This window comes from Pedobacter nototheniae (genome assembly GCF_032678625.1).
GTDB lineage: Bacteria > Bacteroidota > Bacteroidia > Sphingobacteriales > Sphingobacteriaceae > Pedobacter > Pedobacter nototheniae_A.
In genome coordinates, this window is the sequence record NZ_JAVTSO010000004.1 from 311,083 (window position 1) to 331,586 (window position 20,504).

Here is a 20,504-nt window from a genome sequence, read left to right on the forward strand (position 1 = left end):
GAAGAATAAAAAAATATTTTAAACTAGATAATTAGTTAATTTTTCATACATTTAACTAGATAAATAGTTATGAAAAATCCTAAAATATTATTCATTGGCATATTAGCGCTAATCACCCTTCAAACAAAGGCACAATTAAGCGGAAAAATTCCTTTATTAGGAGATACCGTCTGGACATTAAGTAGTAAAACAGGCTATAACTTAAAGGTTAAGGGCGATAAGAATGGGCATTTTTGGGTGGATATAAGCAAGTTATCGGCAGGAATTTATTCTTTTGGCGAAATTGATGAAATCTTTATCCAACCTGACTACAAAACACAGATCGATTTTATTGATAAGAAATATATTTTCACAGGAAGCGGTAGTATTGAAAATAATATTTTACAACAAATGGGTATTAACCTAAACAAGTTTTTTGGTAATACCGGCTATGGAGTTAGCTTTTCCGCTTTACTTACAGAGCCATCTATATTTATTCCAGCACTTGATGATTACATAAAAAAGTCCAATTTAAGTGCTAAAGAATCATCTAATACATTTTTTAAAGATTTTATAAAACAGGAAGCAGAATTTGATAAACGATATTGTTTATATGCATATAATCGTTTTTACGGGCTTGATTCTTCCAAAATGGCCGCTTTACGAAAAATATTATCTATTCCGGTTGCCAATCGCAATGCAGATTACAAAAAAGAACTTCAAACAGCCTATCAGGCACAGTTTTCTAAAAAATTAACACCAGAAGAAAAACAATTACTGAATAAAACCATTTATGAGGACTGGGACTTAAACAACGAAGTTTTATATAAAAATTCGAAATACTATGTAGATATGATTAGTTATCGAATTGATTATATGGCCTATCTTCCTGAACATCGAAAACTAAGAGATTCTATTCAAAATGATGATATTCTTAAACTTTCTATTCTAAATAATTTAATCAGTAATAATAGAATTAAAGAAGATTTCGCTTTCAGATATACCAACGGCGCCATTAAAAAAGCTAAAATACCCACAGAAGTAAAAATCATTTACGAATCTTTTATCAATCAGTCAAAAAATGAAAAGCATAAGCTAGAAGTAAAAAAATCTTATGACAATTTGATAGCTACTCTTAATGATAAAGTAGCACCTGATTTTAATTATGTAAATAACAAAGGAGAATTAGTCAGTTTAAAAAGCTTTAGAGGAAAATATGTTTACATTGATATTTGGGCAACTTGGTGTGCACCATGTATTGCAGAGATTCCATCTTTAAAAAAAATTGAAGAACAATATAAAGATAAAAAAATTCACTTTGTAAGTATATCTGTCGATACAAAAACTCAAAAACAACAATGGCTAAATTTTGTAGAAAAAAATAATCTGCAAGGCACACAACTTATGGCAGATAATGATTTTAAGTCAGACTTTATCCAGAAATTCGGAATCAATGCTATTCCTAGATTTATATTAATTGGCCCTGATGGCAAAATTATTGACAATGATGCTAAACGACCATCTAATAAAGAACTTATTAAACAATTAGACTCCTATAAATTATAAAAGTTAAATGAAAGGTCGGGCGTTAAGTCCCGACCTTTTCATTCTCATCCCCTACACTGAGCGCTAATTGAAAATTTTAATTGGAAATGGTAAAGTTTATAGGTAAATTATAACGAACCCTTACCGCCACACCTTTATTTTTTCCTGGTTTCCACAATGGTGATTTTTTAATCACTTTCGCCGCCTCTTCATCGCAACCGTAGCCAATTCCCCTCACCACTTTTACATCTGTTATCGATCCATCTTTTTCTACCACGAAACTGATAAATACTTTTCCTTGTATATTATCTTCCTGTGCCTGGTACGGATACCTTAAATTACGTTGTATGTATTTTGCCCAGGCATTCATTCCTCCAGCAAATTCAGGATATTCATCCACACCGGTTGGATCTAAAATTGCATTTCCATCCCCCGTACCCTCTACTTTACCAGCCCCATTGCCCTCTCCTTTTTCTTTGGTATCACTTATAACCAGGTTTGGTTTTATCTCGCCATCCTGAGTTTTAGTACCTACAACCGCTTTCTCCAGTTCTTTCATGGTTGGAGGTTCTTCAGTAACCGGATCTTTAGTCACTACAATGTTCGAAACCATTTTTACGGTCTTAATTTTCGGCTGTTCAGGCTCGGCTTTTTTTGGTTCTTCTTTCTTCGGCTCCTCTTTCTTAACATTTTCATGAATCACATTGGAGAGATCAACCACTTTTGCTACATACACAGGTTCAACTGCTTTCGGGAAAAGTTTATTGTAAATCATTGGTGAAAAGAAAAGCAGTATAAAAAGACCACCTGCAACGATTAAAGACTTCGTCATGATCTTAGAAGAATTAGACCTCAATTCGTAAGCACCATAACTTTTGTTTCTGTTTGAAAATACAAGATCGAGCCACTCGGTTTTGTATACGTTAAAAGATGAATTGAACATAGTATTTAAGTTTTATACCATGATGTAAGAAAATCATCAATTCCATAAAACTTTAAAAAAATCTATATTATTTACAAAAAATGAAATTTTTCATCTGAAAAACATTTTTTTATTTCATTTTCAATAAAATTGACGATTTTTAACATTTCACCTTATAAAAATTAATAAAATATACTATTTTTGACAAAAAAACTTAATAAATTAATGAAAAGCTTAAGAACCATCGCATTAAAAGAGGCTCAAAACAGAATTTCACCAGAAGTTAAATCACCAGCAGCAAAAATTTCTGACTTTTTTGGCTCAAATGTTTTTGATAAGAGAAAAATGAGAGATTTCTTATCTAAAGACGTGTATGAAAAATTAATTTCATCTATTAACCAAGGTGAATTAATCAATTCTGACGACGCTAATCAGATTGCTACAGCTATGAAAGCTTGGGCAATGAGCGCCGGAGCAACACATTATACGCACTGGTTTCAGCCATTAACAGGTACTACTGCAGAAAAGCATGATTCATTTTTTGAGCCAAGCGGTGATGGTGCCATTGAGAAATTTGCCGGTAGTGCTTTAGTTCAGCAAGAACCAGACGCATCCAGCTTTCCTAACGGGGGTATTCGCAATACTTTCGAAGCTCGTGGTTATACTGCATGGGATCCTTCTTCTCCAGCATTCATTATGGAAAGCAAAGCCGGTAAAACGCTTTGTATTCCTACTGTTTTTGTATCTTATACCGGCGAGGCATTAGATTATAAAGCACCATTATTAAAAGCATTAGCCGCATTAGATAAAGCTGCTGTTGATGTTTGTCAGTATTTTGATAAAAGCATCACTAAAGTAAATGCCTCTTTAGGTATTGAACAAGAATATTTTTTAGTTGACGAGTCTTTATTTAATGCCCGTCCCGATTTAGCTTTAACAGGCCGTGCTTTATTCGGTCACATGTCTGCTAAAGGACAACAATTAGAAGATCATTATTTTGGATCTATTCCTGAGCGCGTTTTCAGCTATATGGTAGATTTCGAAAACGAAGCTTTAAAATTAGGCATTCCTTTAAAAACGCGTCACAATGAGGTTGCACCTTCTCAATTTGAGTGTGCGCCTATTTATGAAGAAATCAACCTGGCTATTGATCACAATCAATTGTTGATGGATTTGATGGAAAAAGTTGCCCGTCGTCACCATTTCCGTGTTTTATTACACGAAAAACCATATGCAGGCATCAATGGATCAGGTAAACACAATAACTGGTCGCTAATTACCGATACCGGTAAAAACTTATTGGCTCCAGGTAAAACACCTAAAAACAACTTAATGTTCCTTGCTTTCTTTGTAAATACAATTAAAGCCGTAAGTGAGCATGCTGATTTATTACGTGCAAGTATTGCTTCTGTAAGCAACGATCACCGTTTAGGAGCTAACGAAGCGCCACCTGCAATTATCTCTATCTTCTTAGGTTCACAATTGAATGATGTGCTAGATGAGATTGAACACTCACGCATCAGCAAAAAAATCAAAGAAGACAATGCTTTATGGTTAGGCATTCCTAAAATCCCTCAAATTTTGATGGACAATACCGATCGTAACCGTACATCTCCTTTCGCCTTCACCGGTAATAAATTTGAGTTAAGAGCCGTAGGTTCATCAGCAAACTCTTCAGCACCAATGACCATATTAAATGCGATTATGGCAGATCAGTTGGTTAAATTTAAAGCTGATGTAGATAAGTTAATTAAGAAAGGTGACAAAAAAGACATCGCTTTACTAACTGTAATTAAAAAATACATTAAAGAATCTAAAAATATCCGTTTCGAAGGTAATGGCTATAGCCAGGAGTGGGAAGATGAAGCTGCTGTACGTGGTTTATCAAACATCAAAACAACCCCTAAGGCATTAGATGCTTATTTATCAGAAAAATCGTCCGATTTATTTGCAGCTACAAATGTTTACAGCAAACGTGAAATCCATGCCCGCCATGAAATCATGTTAGAGAATTTCTACAAAAAACTGCAAATCGAAGCACGCGTAATGGGCGAAGTAGCCAATACCGCGATTATTCCTGCTGCAATTGCTTACCAAAATACTTTGATCGAAAATGTTAAAGGACTAAAAGAAATTGGTGTAGACAGTAAAGTTTCTTTAGATATTGTTAACAAATTAGCCGAGCATTTAAATATTGTTAAAACCAATATTGATGCCATGTTAGAAGAGCGTAAAGTAACCAACAAAATCGAAGACACCCGCGATAAAGCGATTGCTTATGATGAGAAAGTTAAAAGCTATTTCGATACCATTCGTTACCATGCTGATAAGCTGGAGCAAATTGTTGACGACAGCGTTTGGCCTTTACCAAAATTCAGAGAGTTATTATTCTTGAAATAAGATTTAAGTCATTAAGATTTATAGCACAGGGCGTAAGGTTTAACTTTACGCCCTTTTTTGTGATGTTAACAACAAACTTAAATGCCACCGGGTGTGGTTGGCTTCCTCAATCCCTTTTCTACCGTTAAAAACAAAAAAAACCAAATTCAAGATAGACCACAAAATAAATTTAGGGCGACGGCTCCAAGAACAAAATACCTTAGGTGTACTCAGGTGTCTTAGGTGGTCAAATATTCTAAGAAAAATACAACTGCTACCAGCAAAAAAACATTCGGGAAATACCTCGGAATAAATTTAGGCCGACGACTCCAAGAACAAAATACCTTAGGTGTACCCAGAGACCTTAGGTGGTCAAATATTTTAAGAAAAAGCAATCCCATTTATCAATTCCAATCACGCGTTCAAAAAATAAAAATTTACTTAGTTCATCGTACGTTTTACATTTCCCATATCCCCTTAAAACCTTATCTTTGCGCCAACATGAGTGATAACAGGTACAATCAACGCGGGGTTTCTGCCTCCAAAGAAGATGTGCATAATGCCATCAAAAACATAGATAAAGGAATATTCCCTAAAGCATTTTGCAAAATCGTTCCTGATATTTTAGGCGGTGATGAAAACTACTGCAACATCATGCATGCAGATGGTGCAGGTACAAAATCATCTTTAGCCTATGTTTACTGGAAAGAAACCGGAGATATTTCCATTTGGAAAGGAATTGCGCAAGATGCCATTATCATGAATCTTGATGATTTAATCTGCGTAGGTGCTACTGATAACATCCTGTTGTCATCAACTATTGGCCGTAATAAAAATTTAATCCCCGGAGAAGTCATTGCAGCAGTAATTAACGGAACGGAAGAAATTTTAGCCGATTTACGTGAGCAAGGCATTTCTATTTATTCTACTGGTGGAGAAACTGCCGATGTTGGCGACTTAGTAAGAACGATTATTGTAGATTCAACAGTAACTTGTCGTTTAAAACGCGAAGACATCATCAGCAATGATAATATTAAACCTGGAAATGTAATTGTTGCTTTGGCTTCTTATGGCCAGGCCACTTACGAAACTGAATACAACGGAGGAATGGGCTCTAATGGTTTAACTTCTGCCCGTCATGATGTGTTTAACAAATCTGTAGCAAATGCTTACCCTGAAAGTTTCGATCCTGCTGTTCCTTTCGACTTGGTATTTTCTGGTAAAAAAAAACTAACTGATGAAATTGAAGTTGAAGGTTTTGGCAAAATTACTGCAGGTAAATTGGTTTTATCACCAACCCGTACTTATGCACCGGTAATTAAAAAAATATTAGATCAGCACCGTAGCCAAATAGATGGCATAGTACATTGTAGCGGAGGTGCCCAAACCAAAGTATTGCATTTTGTTAATGATGATATTCATGTCATTAAAGATAATTTATTCCCTGTTCCTCCCCTATTTCAGTTAATCCAGGAAGAATCGGGTACAGATTGGAAAGAAATGTACAAAGTTTTTAATATGGGTCATCGCATGGAGTTATACATACCTCAGGAAATTGCAGAAAGCATTATCCAGATTTCTAAAAGCTTTAACATTGACGCAAAAATTATTGGGCGCGTAGAAAAAGGCAATCAAAAGCAAGTAACGATTGAAAGCGAAAAGGGAACTTTTATTTACAATTAAATATAATTTCGAAAAAATATTGAAATGCGGTTTAATAAAATTAACCGCATTTTTTTTATTTAAGCCTTTCAGGAATTTCTCCTTAAAAAGATTCGAAATTCCATTATATCCGCTCAGGTAAATAGTAACTTTACGTCTCAAAATATCTTAACAATTATATTTAAGCAATACTAAATGGAATTAAAAGATTTATCTCCGAAACTATTATGGGAGAATTTCATCAATCTGAATGCTGTACCACGAGCTTCAAAAAAAGAGGCGCGCGTAATAGAGTTTATATTAAATTATGGAAAAAGCTTAGGTCTTGAAACAATAAAAGATTCCATTGGAAATGTTGTGATTAAAAAGCCTGCAACGGCAGGAATGGAAAATCGCCAAACGGTTGTAATGCAATCACATTTGGATATGGTACACCAAAAAAATGGTGACACAATCTTCGATTTTGAAACCCAGGGCATAGATATGTATATTGATGGTGAGTGGGTAAAAGCAAAAGGAACAACACTTGGTGCCGATAATGGTATTGGTGTAGCGGCAATTATGTCGGTCCTGTCTTCTAAAGACATTCAACATCCTGCAATTGAAGCTATGTTTACCATTGATGAAGAAACCGGAATGACCGGCGCCAAAGAATTAGATCCAGCTAATTTTACTGGCAAAATTCTTTTAAACCTGGATACAGAAGAAGAAGACGAATTAACCATTGGCTGTGCTGGTGGCCTGGATACCAATACAAAAGCACAATACAAAGAAGTTCCTGTTGAAAGCGATTCTGTTGCCTTTCAAGTTAAGATTAAAGGTTTAATGGGCGGCCATTCGGGCATGGATATTCACCGTGGAAGGGCTAATGCAAATAAATTAATGAACCGTTTATTATACAAAGTAAAACAGTTTGTTAACATTCAGCTTTCCAGTTTGGATGGCGGGAGCTTGCGGAATGCTATCCCAAGAGAATCTGTTGCTATAATTACACTCCCTGAAGCTGAAAAAGATGATTTTTTAAAATCTTTCGGTTTATTTTCAGCGGTTCTTAAAGAAGAATATAAAACTATAGAAACTGGTTTAACTATTGATTGTATTTCAATAGAAACCCCCTCATTAATAGTAGACCCTGATTACTTCCCTAAAATTTTAAGGGCGATATATGCTACGCCAAATGGTGTTTTCAGAATGAGTCCGGATATAGAAAATTTAGTAGAAGCGTCCACCAACCTCGCCAAAGTAAGCATTAAAGAGGGTACATTTATAACGCAGTCTCTTCAACGCAGCAGTGTAGAAAGCACCAAAGAAGATGTTGCTACTGCAGTTAAATCTGCTTTCGAAAACATTGGCTGTGAAATTGTTCAGAATGGAGATTATCCTGGCTGGAAACCTGACGCTGATTCGGCCATACTTAAGTTAATGCTAAAGTTATACCCTGATCATTTTGAGCATACGCCGCATGTAGGTGCATGCCATGCGGGTTTGGAGTGTGGCATCTTAGGCTCTTATTTCCCTGAAATGGATATGATTTCCTTTGGCCCTACCATTCGTGGAGCACACTCACCGGATGAACGCGTAAACGTTGCCTCAGTTGATAAATTCTACAACTACCTGATTCACGTGCTTCGAGAAATCCCTGTTAAATAAATTTTCTTAGTATGCCTGGATAAAACGGGCATACTTTTTTAATTTCCAGCCCCCGTTTCTACTGAACAAATAGCTTTATGCAAAACGATATAGAAGACCAAACTTACGATAAATTAGATTTCTCGGCAACACCATTTCCGCAAGCACAATACGATCGTTGCACATTTTTAAACTGTAATTTTTCAAACGCTGATTTGTCTGGCAATACCTTTACCGACTGTGATTTTATAGGCTGCAACCTCAGCTTAGTCAAACTTACAAAAACGGCTTTTAGGGATGTAAAGTTTAAAGAATGCAAAATGCTTGGGCTACATTTTGAAAACTGCAATGATTTCGGCTTTTCAATCTCGACAGATCGCTGCATGTTAACACATTCTACTTTTTATAGAGTTAAATTAAAAAAAACCTCCTTTTTCAATACAAAACTGGATGAAGTAGACTTTACTGAATCTGATTTAAATGGGGCAACGTTCGATCATTGTGATTTATCACAGGCTACTTTTCAAAATACAATATTAGAAAAAACAGACTTCCGTACCGCTTATAATTACAGCATTGATCCGGAACAAAATAGAATTAAAAAAGCCCGGTTCTCACAAGCTGGAATTAGCGGTCTTTTAAACAAATACGATATTATCATTACAAGTTAATATATATTTCAGAGTATGTGCAACCTTAAGCTGTAAAAATATCGTCCTGCAATTATGAATAAATATCTTTTAATGCTCTTACTGCTTCTTTCGTCATTCAATTTAATGGCACAAGAGCCAATGGCCGACAGTGTAAAAAACTTTTTAGACAGCAGCCTTAATATTATCCAAAAGCATGCATTAAATAGTAAAAAAGTAAATTGGGAGATTTTAAGAAGTCAGATTTACCATAAAGCATCGGGGGCAAAAACATATGAAGATATACTTCCGTTGTATCGCTATATTTTCGAGCAGATTGATGATCATCACGGCAGTTTAAAATTTAAAGGTAAAACTTACGGATGGAATGGAAAAACACCAATTATAGCCAGTGAGGCGATTAAAAAAGCTTCAAAACAATATAAAGAAGTCCGTTCAGAAAAAATTGGCTCAGCTATTGGGTATTTATTAGTACCAGGTAACAGCGATTTCAGGGGGCAATTGATGGATAGCATTAGTAAATCAATAAAAAATGCAATTGCAAAGGTTAATGATAAAAACATTAAAGGCTGGATAATAGATTTAAGGGTAAATGATGGCGGCAATATGTATCCAATGATTGCCGGACTAACAGATTTTATTGGAGAGGGTAAAGTAGGTGGTTTTATAAACGCAGATAACGTTCCCCAAGGAACCTGGATAATTAAAGACGGCACCTTTTATGTTGATTCAATTAAAGTTACCAATGTTAAATACGAGGGTTATCCGCTAAAAAAAGATATTCCGATAGCTGTATTAATTGCGGGTTATACGGCAAGTTCAGGAGAAATGACAGCTATTTCTACAATAGGCAGAAAAAAAAGTATTTTAATCGGTGAAAATAGCGCGGGTTACACCACTACAAACCTGGGTTTTGAAATTAATAAAGATGCCGGACTTAATTTAGCTGTAGATTATCCGGTTGATAGAAATGGAGAAATATATCCCGTAAACTTAAAACCCGCCATATTGGTTGAAGGTGGAGATAATTTCGAAAAGTTAACCGAAGACAAAAAAATTACGGAGGCTATAAAATGGTTAAAAAAGAACCGGTAATTAATGAGAAGCTGTTTTAGAAAACAAATTAATAATAATAACACCCGCTATAATTAATACCAGCCCAATAATGGCAGGCAAATCAGGAACTTGTTTAAAAGCAACAATCCCGATTATGGTAATAAGTACAATGCCAACGCCCGACCAAATGGCATAGGCAATGCCAACAGGTATGGTCCGCAAGGTTAAACTTAAAAAGTAAAATGCAGCTGCATATGCCAAAACTGTAGCAATGCTATAGGTAATTTTGGTAAATTGTTCAGAATATTTTAATGCAGTTGTTCCAAGTATTTCAAATAAGATTGCAAAGGCTAAAAAAAGATAATTTTTCATTATTTCAGAAGATAAACTTAAGTTCTAAAATTAATCAATTTGAAAAGTATTGGATAAAAATTATTCCATTTAAAAAAATCCTGACATAAGAATGCGTTTGAAAGGATAAAAAACCGGGCTTGACGGATATTCCTTTTCAATTTTAAGTTTATAATCTGCTTTAAAATTATCTCGCAAATGCTCGGGCAATCGCTCTAAGTACCTGATTAAAGCCGTACCAGAAGTCCAGTTAAATACAGCTGCTGCATCTTGTAATACATGAGCATATACCTTTTCAAAAACAACCATCTTTTGGCTATTATTCTCATAAAAAATCTTCGAATAATCATCAATTTTTAAAACAGAAACAGATCTTGCCCAACCTTTAAGTGCTGTAAAATATGGTTCGGTGGCAGCTAAATTTGTTAAGGCAAGATGTGTAAAATGATCGTGATTAGAAGGAATCTGCACAGCCAGCTGACCTCCAGGATTTAAACGCTTAATAATGGAGGGAAACAATATTTCATGATGATTTAACCATTGCAGAGCTGCATTCGAAAAAATTAAATCATAACGACTATTGGCTTCTATTTTAGACTGTATACTCGTTAGTTCAAATTGAACCTGATCATTTGCAAATTCTTTTGCAGACTGCAGCATTTCGGCAGATGAATCTATACCCAAAATAGTACATGCAGGTAAATACTGAGAAAGTTTATGTGTCAACTCCCCTGTTCCGCAACCAAGATCAATTACTTTTAAACCAGGTTTTATTTCTATTAAAGCCTGCAAATCATAAAAAGGCTCGTAGCGCTCTTCTTTAAATTTATTATATACTTCCGGATTCCATCCCATAAATTTCAAGTTAATCAATTATATAACTTAAAATAATCGAATGTGTTTTTGCAATTAAAAAGTTATACCCATTAACCTTAAAAATTCAAGTCTATTTTCTTTTCCACTGCCTGCTATTCAGTATAAAACACTGCTTTAAAGTTACTGCTGTATTGGGCATGGCTTGGTTATAAAACATGGTATCTACGATATTTACGATACAAACATCATCCTTACGTTGTAAACTAAACCAATAAAAACCTTTATTTTTGTATTTTTCTTTTAAAACACCACTAATTTCCAGGTAATTCTTTTGCTTTTGCCCCTCATAATTTCCTGATTGAAAAACCTTTTGGCCAAAAGCCAGTTTCTGTACGCATAAAACTGCACACAACATTAAAAATTTCTTCATTGTTTTGCGTTAACCAAATCCCTAGAAAAAATGAGCACTTAAAATTCCATCATCCGAAGATTAAAGATTTTTACCTACATTAAATTTTCGGGGTTTAAGATAATTATTAAACCATTTTAGGGATGATTAATAATGTACGGGCCTTTGCAATACTGCAGACCAGCGGGATTGATTATCAAAAGGGAATGAAAAAAAATTTACAAAAATGGGTTAGAATCATTTTTGATAAATCTAATGTATAACAATTAATAAGAAGGAAAGAATAAAGAAGTAAATATTTTAATACACTAATTACCTTAAAAATCAAGAAGAACTGTAGGACTAACCTCTAATCCCTTAGCGAGTTCAATGATTGTAGAAAGTTTAATGTTAAATTTTCCATTCTCAATTTTAGAAATCTTGCTGTCATCAATGTCACAATTTGCCGCAAGCGCGCGGAGACTTAAGCCCTTGCTGTGCCTAATTCTCTGAAGATTATCTCCAAATTGTTTCTGAATATATGTATAATCCTTCTCTGACATCAATCTGGCCTAACTTTTTTAGTTAAGCAAAGTGTTCAGATTATATAAAAATTCCGCGGTCACTAAAGACCGCTTTTTAAAAAAAATATGTACATTTATACTACAGCTTATGTGTACATATAATTTCATTTAAAAAAATATTATCCTACAAATTGGCTATTAATGATCGTTCAAGCGTAGGTGAGGCAAAATACCTTTCTAATTGATGACTAATTATTAAAGAATAAACGAAGAGAAATTTTAATTGAAATGATGTAAAGAATTACTGTTATACAGATGTTATGAAAAAATTACGGTGTGTCATTATAGATAGTGACCAAGGTTCGCTTGATAGCTTAACAGGATTAATTGAACACAATCCTTTGCTAACCATTATTAAAAGCTATACCAGTGCTGTAAAAGCGCTCTTCGAAATTAATGAAGAAGATGACATTCATTTTCTTTTTACAGCTGTTAAAATGCCCGATCTTTCTGGCCTGGAGCTTGTAAAAAAATTAAGAAGTAAAGTAAAGTTCATTATTTTCACCACTTCTCATTTACATTATGCATTAAAGGCCTACCAGGTAGGTGCAGATCATTACTTACTTAAACCTGTAAACCAGCTTAAATTAACCAACACTATCCATCAGCTTGCCTACCCCTATCAAATTAACGGCGATGATAATCTATTTATTGAAAGAGAAAAAAAAGGGAGTTTTGATCGGTTAATAAAAGCAGATATTATTTTGATTCAAAGTACAGAAGGGTTTATTTCAGTAGTTACCAAAGCGAAAAAGCTCAGTATACATGTATATTTTAGTGATGTGCTAAAAGCGTTTAGAAACGACCTGCGCTTTTTAAGGATGGATAATTACCTGGTTAACTTAAATTATGTTGCACACTTTTCTGAGGCTGGGATAAAGCTAAAAAACGGAATAGAGATCTGTATTGGTGAAGTTTATGAACAATGTTGAAATGAAAAGCCCCAAAATAAATTTGGGGCTATACAAAAAAAGCAAGGCCTAAAGCCTTGCTTTTTTATCTAATACGCTTTCTGAAAATTAATTTGAAAGTTTCAAACCATATTCAGCAGTTGTAGCCGTATATTCAGCTATAACTGTTCCGGCAGCATTCTTTAAAGTAAAAATAACACTTGTAGAACCAGTGGTTTTAGTGGTGGTAGGATTGGTTAAGCCTACAAAGCTGCTTAAAGGATAAGTAAATTTTAATCCCCAAATAACATTTGCAGCATTTCCATAAGCACCAATAGCTGTAACCACAGGATCAGTAGTAGACGAGGCTGCTAAAGCCACATTATCATAACCTTTAAGTAAAACTTTGCTTGAAGAACTGGTAGTTCCTTTTAAAACATAAACTTCAAGTCTGGCAATTGCTTTGTTTGTTGCAATAGCTTCTCCCACAATAGCATTTATTGTTACCAGGCTTGCTCCTGTAGTACCATTTGCTGAAATGGCCGCTCCCTTAGCTAATTCGAAGGTTGTAGCACCAGTACCTGTAACTTCTTTTTCAGCATTTGGATCTTTTTTGCAAGCACTCATTGATAATACAACAAGACTCGCTAAGACCGTAAATTTTGATATTAATTTTTTCATATTTTTTTATTTTAATTCCGAACCGATCTATAAAAATAGACCGGTTCAAGATTATGAATTAGTTAAAGTTGTAACGAACGCCAAACTGCATGTAGTAAGTTGAAGAAATTGTTTGAGAAGTACCAAATGTATTTCTTACAATATCACCTTGAGCATTAGCTAATCTGAATGTTGGTTTTGTGGTAGCACTAATTGCCGAAACATTTTGAGGAACTAAAATTGCTGAGTTGTTCACAAAATTTACGTTACCCCATTTACGGTTTAATAAGTTACCTACGTTAAAGATATCCACAGTGAATTGGAATGAGTTTTTCGTTTTTCCAAAGTTTTTAAAAACCTCTTGGGTTATTCTAAGGTCAAACTGGTTTCTCCAAGGAGATGTAGCTGCATTACGTTCAGCGTACTGTCCTTTATGCTCACTTAAATATTTATCGTTGTTGATATAAGCCATGAAGATATCACTTTGCTCTTGTGCAGAATAAGCTTTTGCATAACCAGTAGTTCCGGCAGGAATAGCAACAAAATTAATTTCAGATGCATCACGAGGGATATAAATTAAATCATTTGTTTGTCCATCACGGTTAAAATCTGAACTGTAGCTATATGAGAATCTTCCTTGTTGAGACCCTGAATAAAATAACGAGAACGAAGTTGCTAAGTTAGCTAAGTATTCTTTTCTGTAAGATACGGATGCAACAACGCGGTCAGGATTTAAATTACTTGAATAACTTAATGTAGGGTTATTAGCATTTGTTGAAGTAAATGGAATAGACCATAAGTTCAATAACTGATCACCACTTCCATCTCCGTAGTTACGTTGGTCAGATCTTGTATAAGCGATCATTGCAGATAAACCATTAGAGAATTGTTTAGTCAGCTGAGCTGTTGCCTGCCAGTTATAACCACCTTTAGCGTTAGTCATTTGAGTAACGTTTAATACAGATGTACCGTTTGCAACAGGGATACCTGCAGTATTCATGTTCACAACTTGTCTTGAATTTACAGAACTTCCATAAAAAGGTCTGTTATCCGGATATCCAGGGATATTTAAAGCAGTTGGATCTTTTAAGTTAACGTTTTTACCAACAGCAACGTTTAAGTCTTTACCATAGATACCTTCTAAAGTAGCTACAACACCACCAGGTAATTTAAAGTCAACCGCCAAACTTGATTTCCAGGTTTGAGGAAACTTTAAGTTTGGAGCCATAGCACTAATTGTACCCGGAATACTTGTTCCTGCTGCAGGAGCTGCAGTTGCCAGGTTAGGGGCTATGCTTGGGTTAAAAAATGGTGTATTTGCACCTGTATAAACTTGAGTATATTGCAATAAACCAGCATCACCAGACTGACCTACGATCCAAACAAATGGAACACGACCAGTGAAGATACCAGAACCACCTCTAACCTGTAAAGAGCGATCGCCCATTACATCCCAGTTAAAACCGAAACGTGGAGAATAAGTTATTTTGTTAGCTGGTAATATACCAGTATCAATGTGTTCACCATTAGCGAAAGTTTGTGCAGCAACTAAAGGATGTGTTTTAATTTCAGAAACATTTGGATAAGTTGCCTGCTCAAATCTAATACCAGCAGTTACTTTTAAACGCTCAGAAACTGTAAATTCATCTTGTAAATAAGCTGAATACTGTGCAAATTTAAAGCTTGGATAAGCTTGAGAACCATCAGCCGTTAAAGGATAAGTTACAGAATATTGTAATGGTCTTGCGTTGTTGTAAAAATCATCATAAGAAGCAAAAGTATAAAATCCTGTTCCGAATCTTTGGAAACCATTTTTAGTGGTACTATATTCTGCCTGTAAACCTAAAGTAATGTTATGTTTACCTAAAGCCAAACTTAAATCATCACTATAAGTATAACCTTTAACATCTCTTAAGTTTCCATAAGTAAATGGCTCATAACCAAAAGTTGTTAAAACACTACCAGCAGAAGTTGAAGACTGTGTATTATTTAAAATATCAACTAATGGAAAAGGAGAACTGTCAGAACTTCTGGGGTCATTCTGGTGAGAATAAGTAGCACGTAAAACATTCGTAACCTTACTACCAAAGTTAGAGTTTAACTCAGCAACAGCTGAATATAAGTTTGCAGCCTGATAATAGTTAGAGTTAGAAAAATTTAAACCAGCATTTGTGTTTGATCCTGATCTGTTATTACCATAACCTAAGTTACCGGTTACACCCGAACCTGAAACCGAAGTTGATGCAGGACTTGGAGACTTGCTTTCTACTTGGTTATAACGAACACTGAAACGGTGGTTTTTAGTAATGTTCCAGTCTAAACGAGCAAACATTTTCTCATTATCACTAAGATTTGAATAGCCCTGATAAACACCCGGATCATAACCATATCTAGAAATTAAATAAGATTTCAATTTATCTAAATCATTAGCAGTTGCTGGAGCAACAGTTGTTAAACTACCATAAGGCTGACCTGCAGTAGCTGCAATCCTGTTATTTCCAGGCTCAATAGTATGTTTCTTCTCATAATTAACAAAGAAGAATAATTTATCTTTAATGATTGGTCCACCTAAGCTAAAGCCATAGTTTTTCTCATCCAATTTTTGAATAGAAGTTCCAGGAATACGATAGGTATCGCCAATTCTTTTTCCTTGCATACTTTCATCGCGCATTGTGTAAAATGCATTTCCCGAAAACGTATTTGAACCTGAACGGGTTACAGCAGTAACAGAACCACCTGTAAAACCTGATTGACGAACATCGTAAGGTGTAACATTAATTGAAATTTGCTCTAATGCATCGATAGAAATTGGAGAACCTCCTGCGGGAATGTTTTGACCAATACCAAACTGATTGTTAAAGTTAGCACCATCAACCGTAAAGTTGTTTGAGCGGTAATTACCACCACCAATTGAAGTGCCGTTAGCCTGAGGAGTTAAACGGGTTAAATCATTTACACTTCTGGTAATGGTTGGTAAGTTTTGGATTTGTTGTCTGGTAATTACAGTATTAGCACCACTCTTATTAGAGTTCAGAATTGCGTTACTGCTCTGTCCAACAACTTTAACCTCGGCTAATGTTGAACTATTATCAACTAAGGTTAAGTTTAAAAGATAAGGCTCACCTAACTTTAAATAAACATCAGTTAATTTTTCTGGCCTGTACCCAACGAAACTAATTTCAATGGTGTAAGGACCACCAACACGCATACCGCCAATCGTAAAACGGCCATCGTTGTTGGTTGATACAGAGTAAACTGTACCGGTTGGTGTGTGTGTAGCTTTAACACTGGCACCTGGCAAAGCTCCCTTTGCATCTTTGATTGTACCAGTCATTGAAGATGTGGTTACCTGCGCATTAGCTGCGAAAGCGAAACCTACGAAAGCTACAATAATGAATACAAATTTTAAAAGTAAAGATTTGTTCATACTTTGTTTTTTAAATGTTTTGTTTTTTATGAATAAGATCAACTGATTTTATCGCTGCAAATGTAAATAATAAATTTTAACACAATTTAACATTCAATGTTAAATAATTATTAACTATCGCAAAACTTTTCAACAATTAACATGAATTAATCGCCTTATAACTTTCACTTTATCAATCCCTTGTTCATTCATTACTCGAATTATCAAAAAACAACATGTTTGATTAGCAATTGCATATTAAATTAAGGTTAACAGTAAAATTATCTTAAAAACTGTTTTAAACTTTTCTTAAAACACAGCCTAATCCTTCATGAATGTAATTTTTATATTCTTTGTGCAGCAAACACAACAATCTCTAACCGAATTGACATTTTTTTTTTAGTTTTGGCAATTATTGGAAACCAAAAAATTTCCAGATTATTTATAATTCGGCGAGAATTTAATCAAACCGATGGGGAAATCTGACCAATCAGAGCCCGCTCCTACCCGGAGATTATAATAAGGTATAACGAAACAATTAAAAAGCAAATTTCTTTTAATAGATATGAATTACGATGTTATTGTTTTAGGCAGCGGTCCGGGCGGATACGTAGCTGCAATCAGAGCTTCCCAACTGGGTTTAAAAACTGCAATTGTTGAGCGCGAATCATTAGGTGGCATTTGTTTAAACTGGGGCTGTATTCCAACCAAAGCACTTTTAAAAAGTGCACAGGTTTTTGAATACATTAACCACGCTGCAGATTATGGTATTACTACCGCTGAAGCAACTGCTGATTTTGCAGCTGTGGTAAAACGCAGCCGTGGTGTTGCCGATGGAATGAGTAAAGGCGTTCAGTTTTTGATGAAAAAAAATAAAATTGACGTAATTATGGGTACCGGAAAAGTTAAGCCGGGCAACAAATTAGAAGTTAAAGGTGCAGATGGTTCTCAACAAGAATTAACTGCTAAAAATATTATTATCGCCACAGGTGCTCGCTCAAGAGAATTACCTAACTTAAAGCAAGACGGCAAAAAAATTATCGGCTACCGCCAGGCAATGGTTTTACCAGAATTACCGAAAAGCATGGTTGTTGTTGGTTCAGGCGCTATTGGCGTTGAATTTGCCTATTTTTATGCAACAATGGGAACGAAGGTTACTGTAGTTGAATTTATGGAAAACGTGGTTCCTGTAGAAGATGAAGACGTTTCGAAACAATTATTGCGCAGCCTTAAAAAGGTAGGTATTGACGTAATGACTTCTGCAAGTGTTGAATCTGTTGATACAAGTGGTACTGGTTGTAAAGTTCAGGTTAAAACGGCTTCAGGTATGCAAACCATCGAAGCTGACATTGTACTTTCTGCTGCTGGTATTGTGGCCAACATTGAAAACATTGGTTTAGAAGAAGTAGGTATCAAAACTGAAAAAGGTAAAATCGTTACCGACGAATTTTACAATACTTCTGTTAAAGGTTATTATGCAATTGGTGACGTTGTAGGTGGACAAGCTTTGGCACACGTTGCTTCTGCAGAAGGCATTATTTGTGTAGAAAAAATTGCTGGTCAGCATGCCGAGCCATTAGATTACAATAATATACCGGGCTGTACCTACTGCACACCAGAAATTGCGTCTGTAGGTTATACAGAAAAAGCCGCTAAAGCTGCTGGCTACGAATTAAAAATCGGTAAATTTCCTTTCTCTGCTTCAGGTAAAGCAAGTGCTGCCGGTGCAAAAGATGGTTTCGTAAAGTTAATTTTTGATGCTAAATACGGAGAATTATTAGGTGCACACATGATTGGTGCCAATGTTACCGAAATGATCGCAGAAATTGTAGTTGCACGTAAACTGGAAACTACCGGTCACGAAATGATTAAAGCTGTACATCCACACCCAACCATGAGTGAAGCCATTATGGAGGCTGCAGCTGATGCGTATGGAGAAGTGATACACCTTTAGGTAGTCTGGAGTCTGATCTCCTAAAACTAAAATGAATTTTCAAAAACCCTTTAGCATTCGCTAAAGGGTTTTCTTATTTTTATCCCTAAATTGCATTATCCAACTTATTTATCTTAAAAAATGAAACTCCACACCATAAATACAGGCTTATTTAAACTCGATGGCGGTGCTATGTTTGGCGTAGTACCTAAAACAATCTGGCAAAAAACCAATCCTGCTGATGAGCACAATCTTTGTACCTGGGCCATGCGTTGCCTTTTAATAGAAGACGGAAATAAGCTCATATTAATAGATACTGGCATTGGCAATAAGCAGGATGAAAAGTTTTTTAGTCATTATTACCTGCATGGAGATGATACCATGGAGAAATCATTGTCTGCTCTTGGATTTAATAGTGCCGATATTACAGATGTATTTTTAACACATTTACATTTTGACCATGTAGGCGGTGCAGTAAAACGTGAAGGAGAAAAATTACTTCCGGCTTTTAAAAACGCCCATTATTGGAGCAACGAAAAACATTGGCAATGGGCTATAGAACCCAATGCAAGAGAAAAAGCTTCTTTCTTAAAAGATAATATTTTACCCATCCAGGAAAGCGGCCAGCTTAAGTTTGTGGAAGAGAAAGAGGATATTGAATGGCAACCCAACATCAACATCAGCTTTGCATACGGACATACAGATGCCATGATGCTCCCTAAAATTAATTATAAAGGTAAAACCATTGTTTACATGGCTGATCTCCTACCCTCTGTTGGGCATTTGCCCCTTCCTTACGTAATGGCGTATGATATGTTCCCTTTAAAAACATTGACAGAAAAGAAATCATTTTTAGAAGAAGCTGTAGCTAACGATTATATTTTATACCTGGAGCACGACCCTATAAATGAATGTTGCACCCTACAACAAACGGAAAAAGGGATCAGGGTTGCTGATACATTTAACTTATCGGATCTATAATGATCCGATATGCAAAACCGGAAGACAGTAAAGCTGTAGCGCCATTAATTGTACAGGCCATGGGCGATTTAGCTTTCAAATTTGCTAATTCCAATAACTTTTCGGAAGTTATTGCTCTATTTGAATACTTTTTCGAACAAAAAGGCAACCAGTACAGCTATGAAAATACTTTAGTTTTTGAAAACGATGGAGAAGTTGCCGGATCTATAAATGCCTATGATGGCGCGAAAATCTTAGAACTCCGGGCTCCATTTCTTCAGTATTTAACTGAGCACAAAGGATTAAAAAACTTTAACCCCGAGCCTGAAACCGAGGCCGGTGAATTTTACTTAGATACGATTAGTGTCTCTGAAAAAATACAGGGAAAGGGCATTGGAAAGCGCTTAATAAAAGCTGGTTTAGAATGGGCAGTAAAACTGGGGCACAAAAAAACAGCATTATTAGTCGATAAAAAGAATGAAGGCGCTTTAAAACTTTATTTAAAAATGGGTTTTAAAATAGAAAACGAAAGAACATTTATCGGCAGCCAATACTACCATATGGTTTATAACAATTTATAGTCAGCGCTCCAAACGCTAATATTTTCAGAGGTTTTTCAAAAACACCGTTTCAGACTAAGAAATACAGTTTTTTTAATTTTATGAAAAGATTATTTGTATTTAATCTAAATAAT

At 35.2% G+C, this 20,504-nt stretch carries 17 protein-coding genes; 10 read left to right on the forward strand and 7 right to left on the reverse strand.

Features of this window, described 5'->3' with window-relative positions:
* Nucleotides 1-69 precede the first annotated feature (69 nt).
* Entirely contained in the window at nucleotides 70-1,545 is a 1,476-nt protein-coding gene (locus tag R2Q77_RS14060) for a TlpA disulfide reductase family protein (RefSeq protein WP_316804363.1), read from the forward strand.
* A 76-nt stretch (nucleotides 1,546-1,621) separates the two neighbouring features.
* Here R2Q77_RS14060 and R2Q77_RS14065 read toward each other — a convergent pair whose 3' ends face one another.
* Nucleotides 1,622-2,467, reverse strand: a complete 846-nt coding sequence (locus R2Q77_RS14065; RefSeq protein WP_316804364.1) for a TonB family protein — start codon at nucleotides 2,465-2,467, stop codon at nucleotides 1,622-1,624.
* A 204-nt stretch (nucleotides 2,468-2,671) separates the two neighbouring features.
* Between R2Q77_RS14065 and R2Q77_RS14070 the strand changes: the two genes are divergently transcribed.
* The 5 genes from R2Q77_RS14070 (at nucleotide 2,672) to R2Q77_RS14090 (ending at nucleotide 9,861) form a co-directional block, all read left to right on the forward strand.
* Entirely contained in the window at nucleotides 2,672-4,846 is a 2,175-nt protein-coding gene (locus tag R2Q77_RS14070; protein ID WP_316804365.1) for a glutamine synthetase III, read from the forward strand.
* Between the two features lie 480 nt (nucleotides 4,847-5,326).
* Nucleotides 5,327-6,508: an AIR synthase related protein gene (locus tag R2Q77_RS14075; protein ID WP_316804366.1), complete on the forward strand. Its 1,182-nt coding sequence runs from the start codon at nucleotides 5,327-5,329 to the stop codon at nucleotides 6,506-6,508.
* Nucleotides 6,509-6,682: 174 nt separating this feature from the next.
* The gene (locus R2Q77_RS14080) at nucleotides 6,683-8,137 is read left to right on the forward strand and encodes an aminoacyl-histidine dipeptidase (protein WP_316804367.1); all 1,455 of its coding nucleotides are present in this window, start codon (nucleotides 6,683-6,685) and stop codon (nucleotides 8,135-8,137) included.
* Between the two features lie 77 nt (nucleotides 8,138-8,214).
* Nucleotides 8,215-8,787, forward strand: a complete 573-nt coding sequence (locus tag R2Q77_RS14085) for a pentapeptide repeat-containing protein (protein ID WP_316804368.1) — start codon at nucleotides 8,215-8,217, stop codon at nucleotides 8,785-8,787.
* Nucleotides 8,788-8,841: 54 nt separating this feature from the next.
* Nucleotides 8,842-9,861, forward strand: coding sequence for a S41 family peptidase (locus R2Q77_RS14090; protein ID WP_316804369.1), 1,020 nt, complete (start codon nucleotides 8,842-8,844; stop codon nucleotides 9,859-9,861).
* Here the strand turns inward: R2Q77_RS14090 and R2Q77_RS14095 are convergent, their stop codons facing one another.
* From R2Q77_RS14095 to R2Q77_RS21045, 4 genes are all read right to left on the reverse strand, one after another.
* Nucleotides 9,862-10,194, reverse strand: coding sequence for a DMT family transporter (locus tag R2Q77_RS14095; protein ID WP_316804370.1), 333 nt, complete (start codon nucleotides 10,192-10,194; stop codon nucleotides 9,862-9,864). It abuts the gene before it with no gap.
* Nucleotides 10,195-10,263: 69 nt separating this feature from the next.
* Nucleotides 10,264-11,028, reverse strand: coding sequence for a methyltransferase domain-containing protein (locus R2Q77_RS14100; protein WP_316804371.1), 765 nt, complete (start codon nucleotides 11,026-11,028; stop codon nucleotides 10,264-10,266).
* Nucleotides 11,029-11,119: 91 nt separating this feature from the next.
* Nucleotides 11,120-11,419, reverse strand: coding sequence for a hypothetical protein (locus R2Q77_RS14105; RefSeq protein ID WP_316804372.1), 300 nt, complete (start codon nucleotides 11,417-11,419; stop codon nucleotides 11,120-11,122).
* Between the two features lie 296 nt (nucleotides 11,420-11,715).
* Nucleotides 11,716-11,940 (reverse strand): helix-turn-helix domain-containing protein, encoded by a 225-nt coding sequence (locus R2Q77_RS21045; RefSeq protein ID WP_410479286.1) that lies wholly within the window; start codon nucleotides 11,938-11,940, stop codon nucleotides 11,716-11,718.
* 281 nt (nucleotides 11,941-12,221) lie between these two features.
* Between R2Q77_RS21045 and R2Q77_RS14110 the strand changes: the two genes are divergently transcribed.
* Entirely contained in the window at nucleotides 12,222-12,893 is a 672-nt protein-coding gene (locus tag R2Q77_RS14110) for a LytR/AlgR family response regulator transcription factor (protein ID WP_316804373.1), read from the forward strand.
* 87 nt (nucleotides 12,894-12,980) lie between these two features.
* Here the strand turns inward: R2Q77_RS14110 and R2Q77_RS14115 are convergent, their stop codons facing one another.
* On the reverse strand, nucleotides 12,981-13,532 hold the full coding sequence (locus tag R2Q77_RS14115; RefSeq protein ID WP_316804374.1) for a hypothetical protein: 552 nt from the start codon (nucleotides 13,530-13,532) through the stop codon (nucleotides 12,981-12,983).
* 58 nt (nucleotides 13,533-13,590) lie between these two features.
* Nucleotides 13,591-16,938 (reverse strand): TonB-dependent receptor domain-containing protein, encoded by a 3,348-nt coding sequence (locus R2Q77_RS14120; RefSeq protein WP_316804375.1) that lies wholly within the window; start codon nucleotides 16,936-16,938, stop codon nucleotides 13,591-13,593.
* 544 nt (nucleotides 16,939-17,482) lie between these two features.
* Here R2Q77_RS14120 and lpdA point away from each other — a divergent pair.
* The 3 genes from lpdA to R2Q77_RS14135 all read left to right on the forward strand — a co-directional run bounded on the left by lpdA (nucleotide 17,483) and on the right by R2Q77_RS14135 (nucleotide 20,391).
* Nucleotides 17,483-18,871: a dihydrolipoyl dehydrogenase gene (lpdA, locus tag R2Q77_RS14125; protein ID WP_316804376.1), complete on the forward strand. Its 1,389-nt coding sequence runs from the start codon at nucleotides 17,483-17,485 to the stop codon at nucleotides 18,869-18,871.
* A 120-nt stretch (nucleotides 18,872-18,991) separates the two neighbouring features.
* The gene (locus tag R2Q77_RS14130) at nucleotides 18,992-19,831 is read left to right on the forward strand and encodes an MBL fold metallo-hydrolase (protein WP_316804377.1); all 840 of its coding nucleotides are present in this window, start codon (nucleotides 18,992-18,994) and stop codon (nucleotides 19,829-19,831) included.
* Complete coding sequence (locus tag R2Q77_RS14135) at nucleotides 19,831-20,391, forward strand: GNAT family N-acetyltransferase (RefSeq protein ID WP_316804378.1); 561 nt, start codon at nucleotides 19,831-19,833, stop codon at nucleotides 20,389-20,391. The genes R2Q77_RS14130 and R2Q77_RS14135 overlap by 1 nt, the downstream gene beginning before the upstream one ends.
* Nucleotides 20,392-20,504 lie beyond the last annotated feature (113 nt).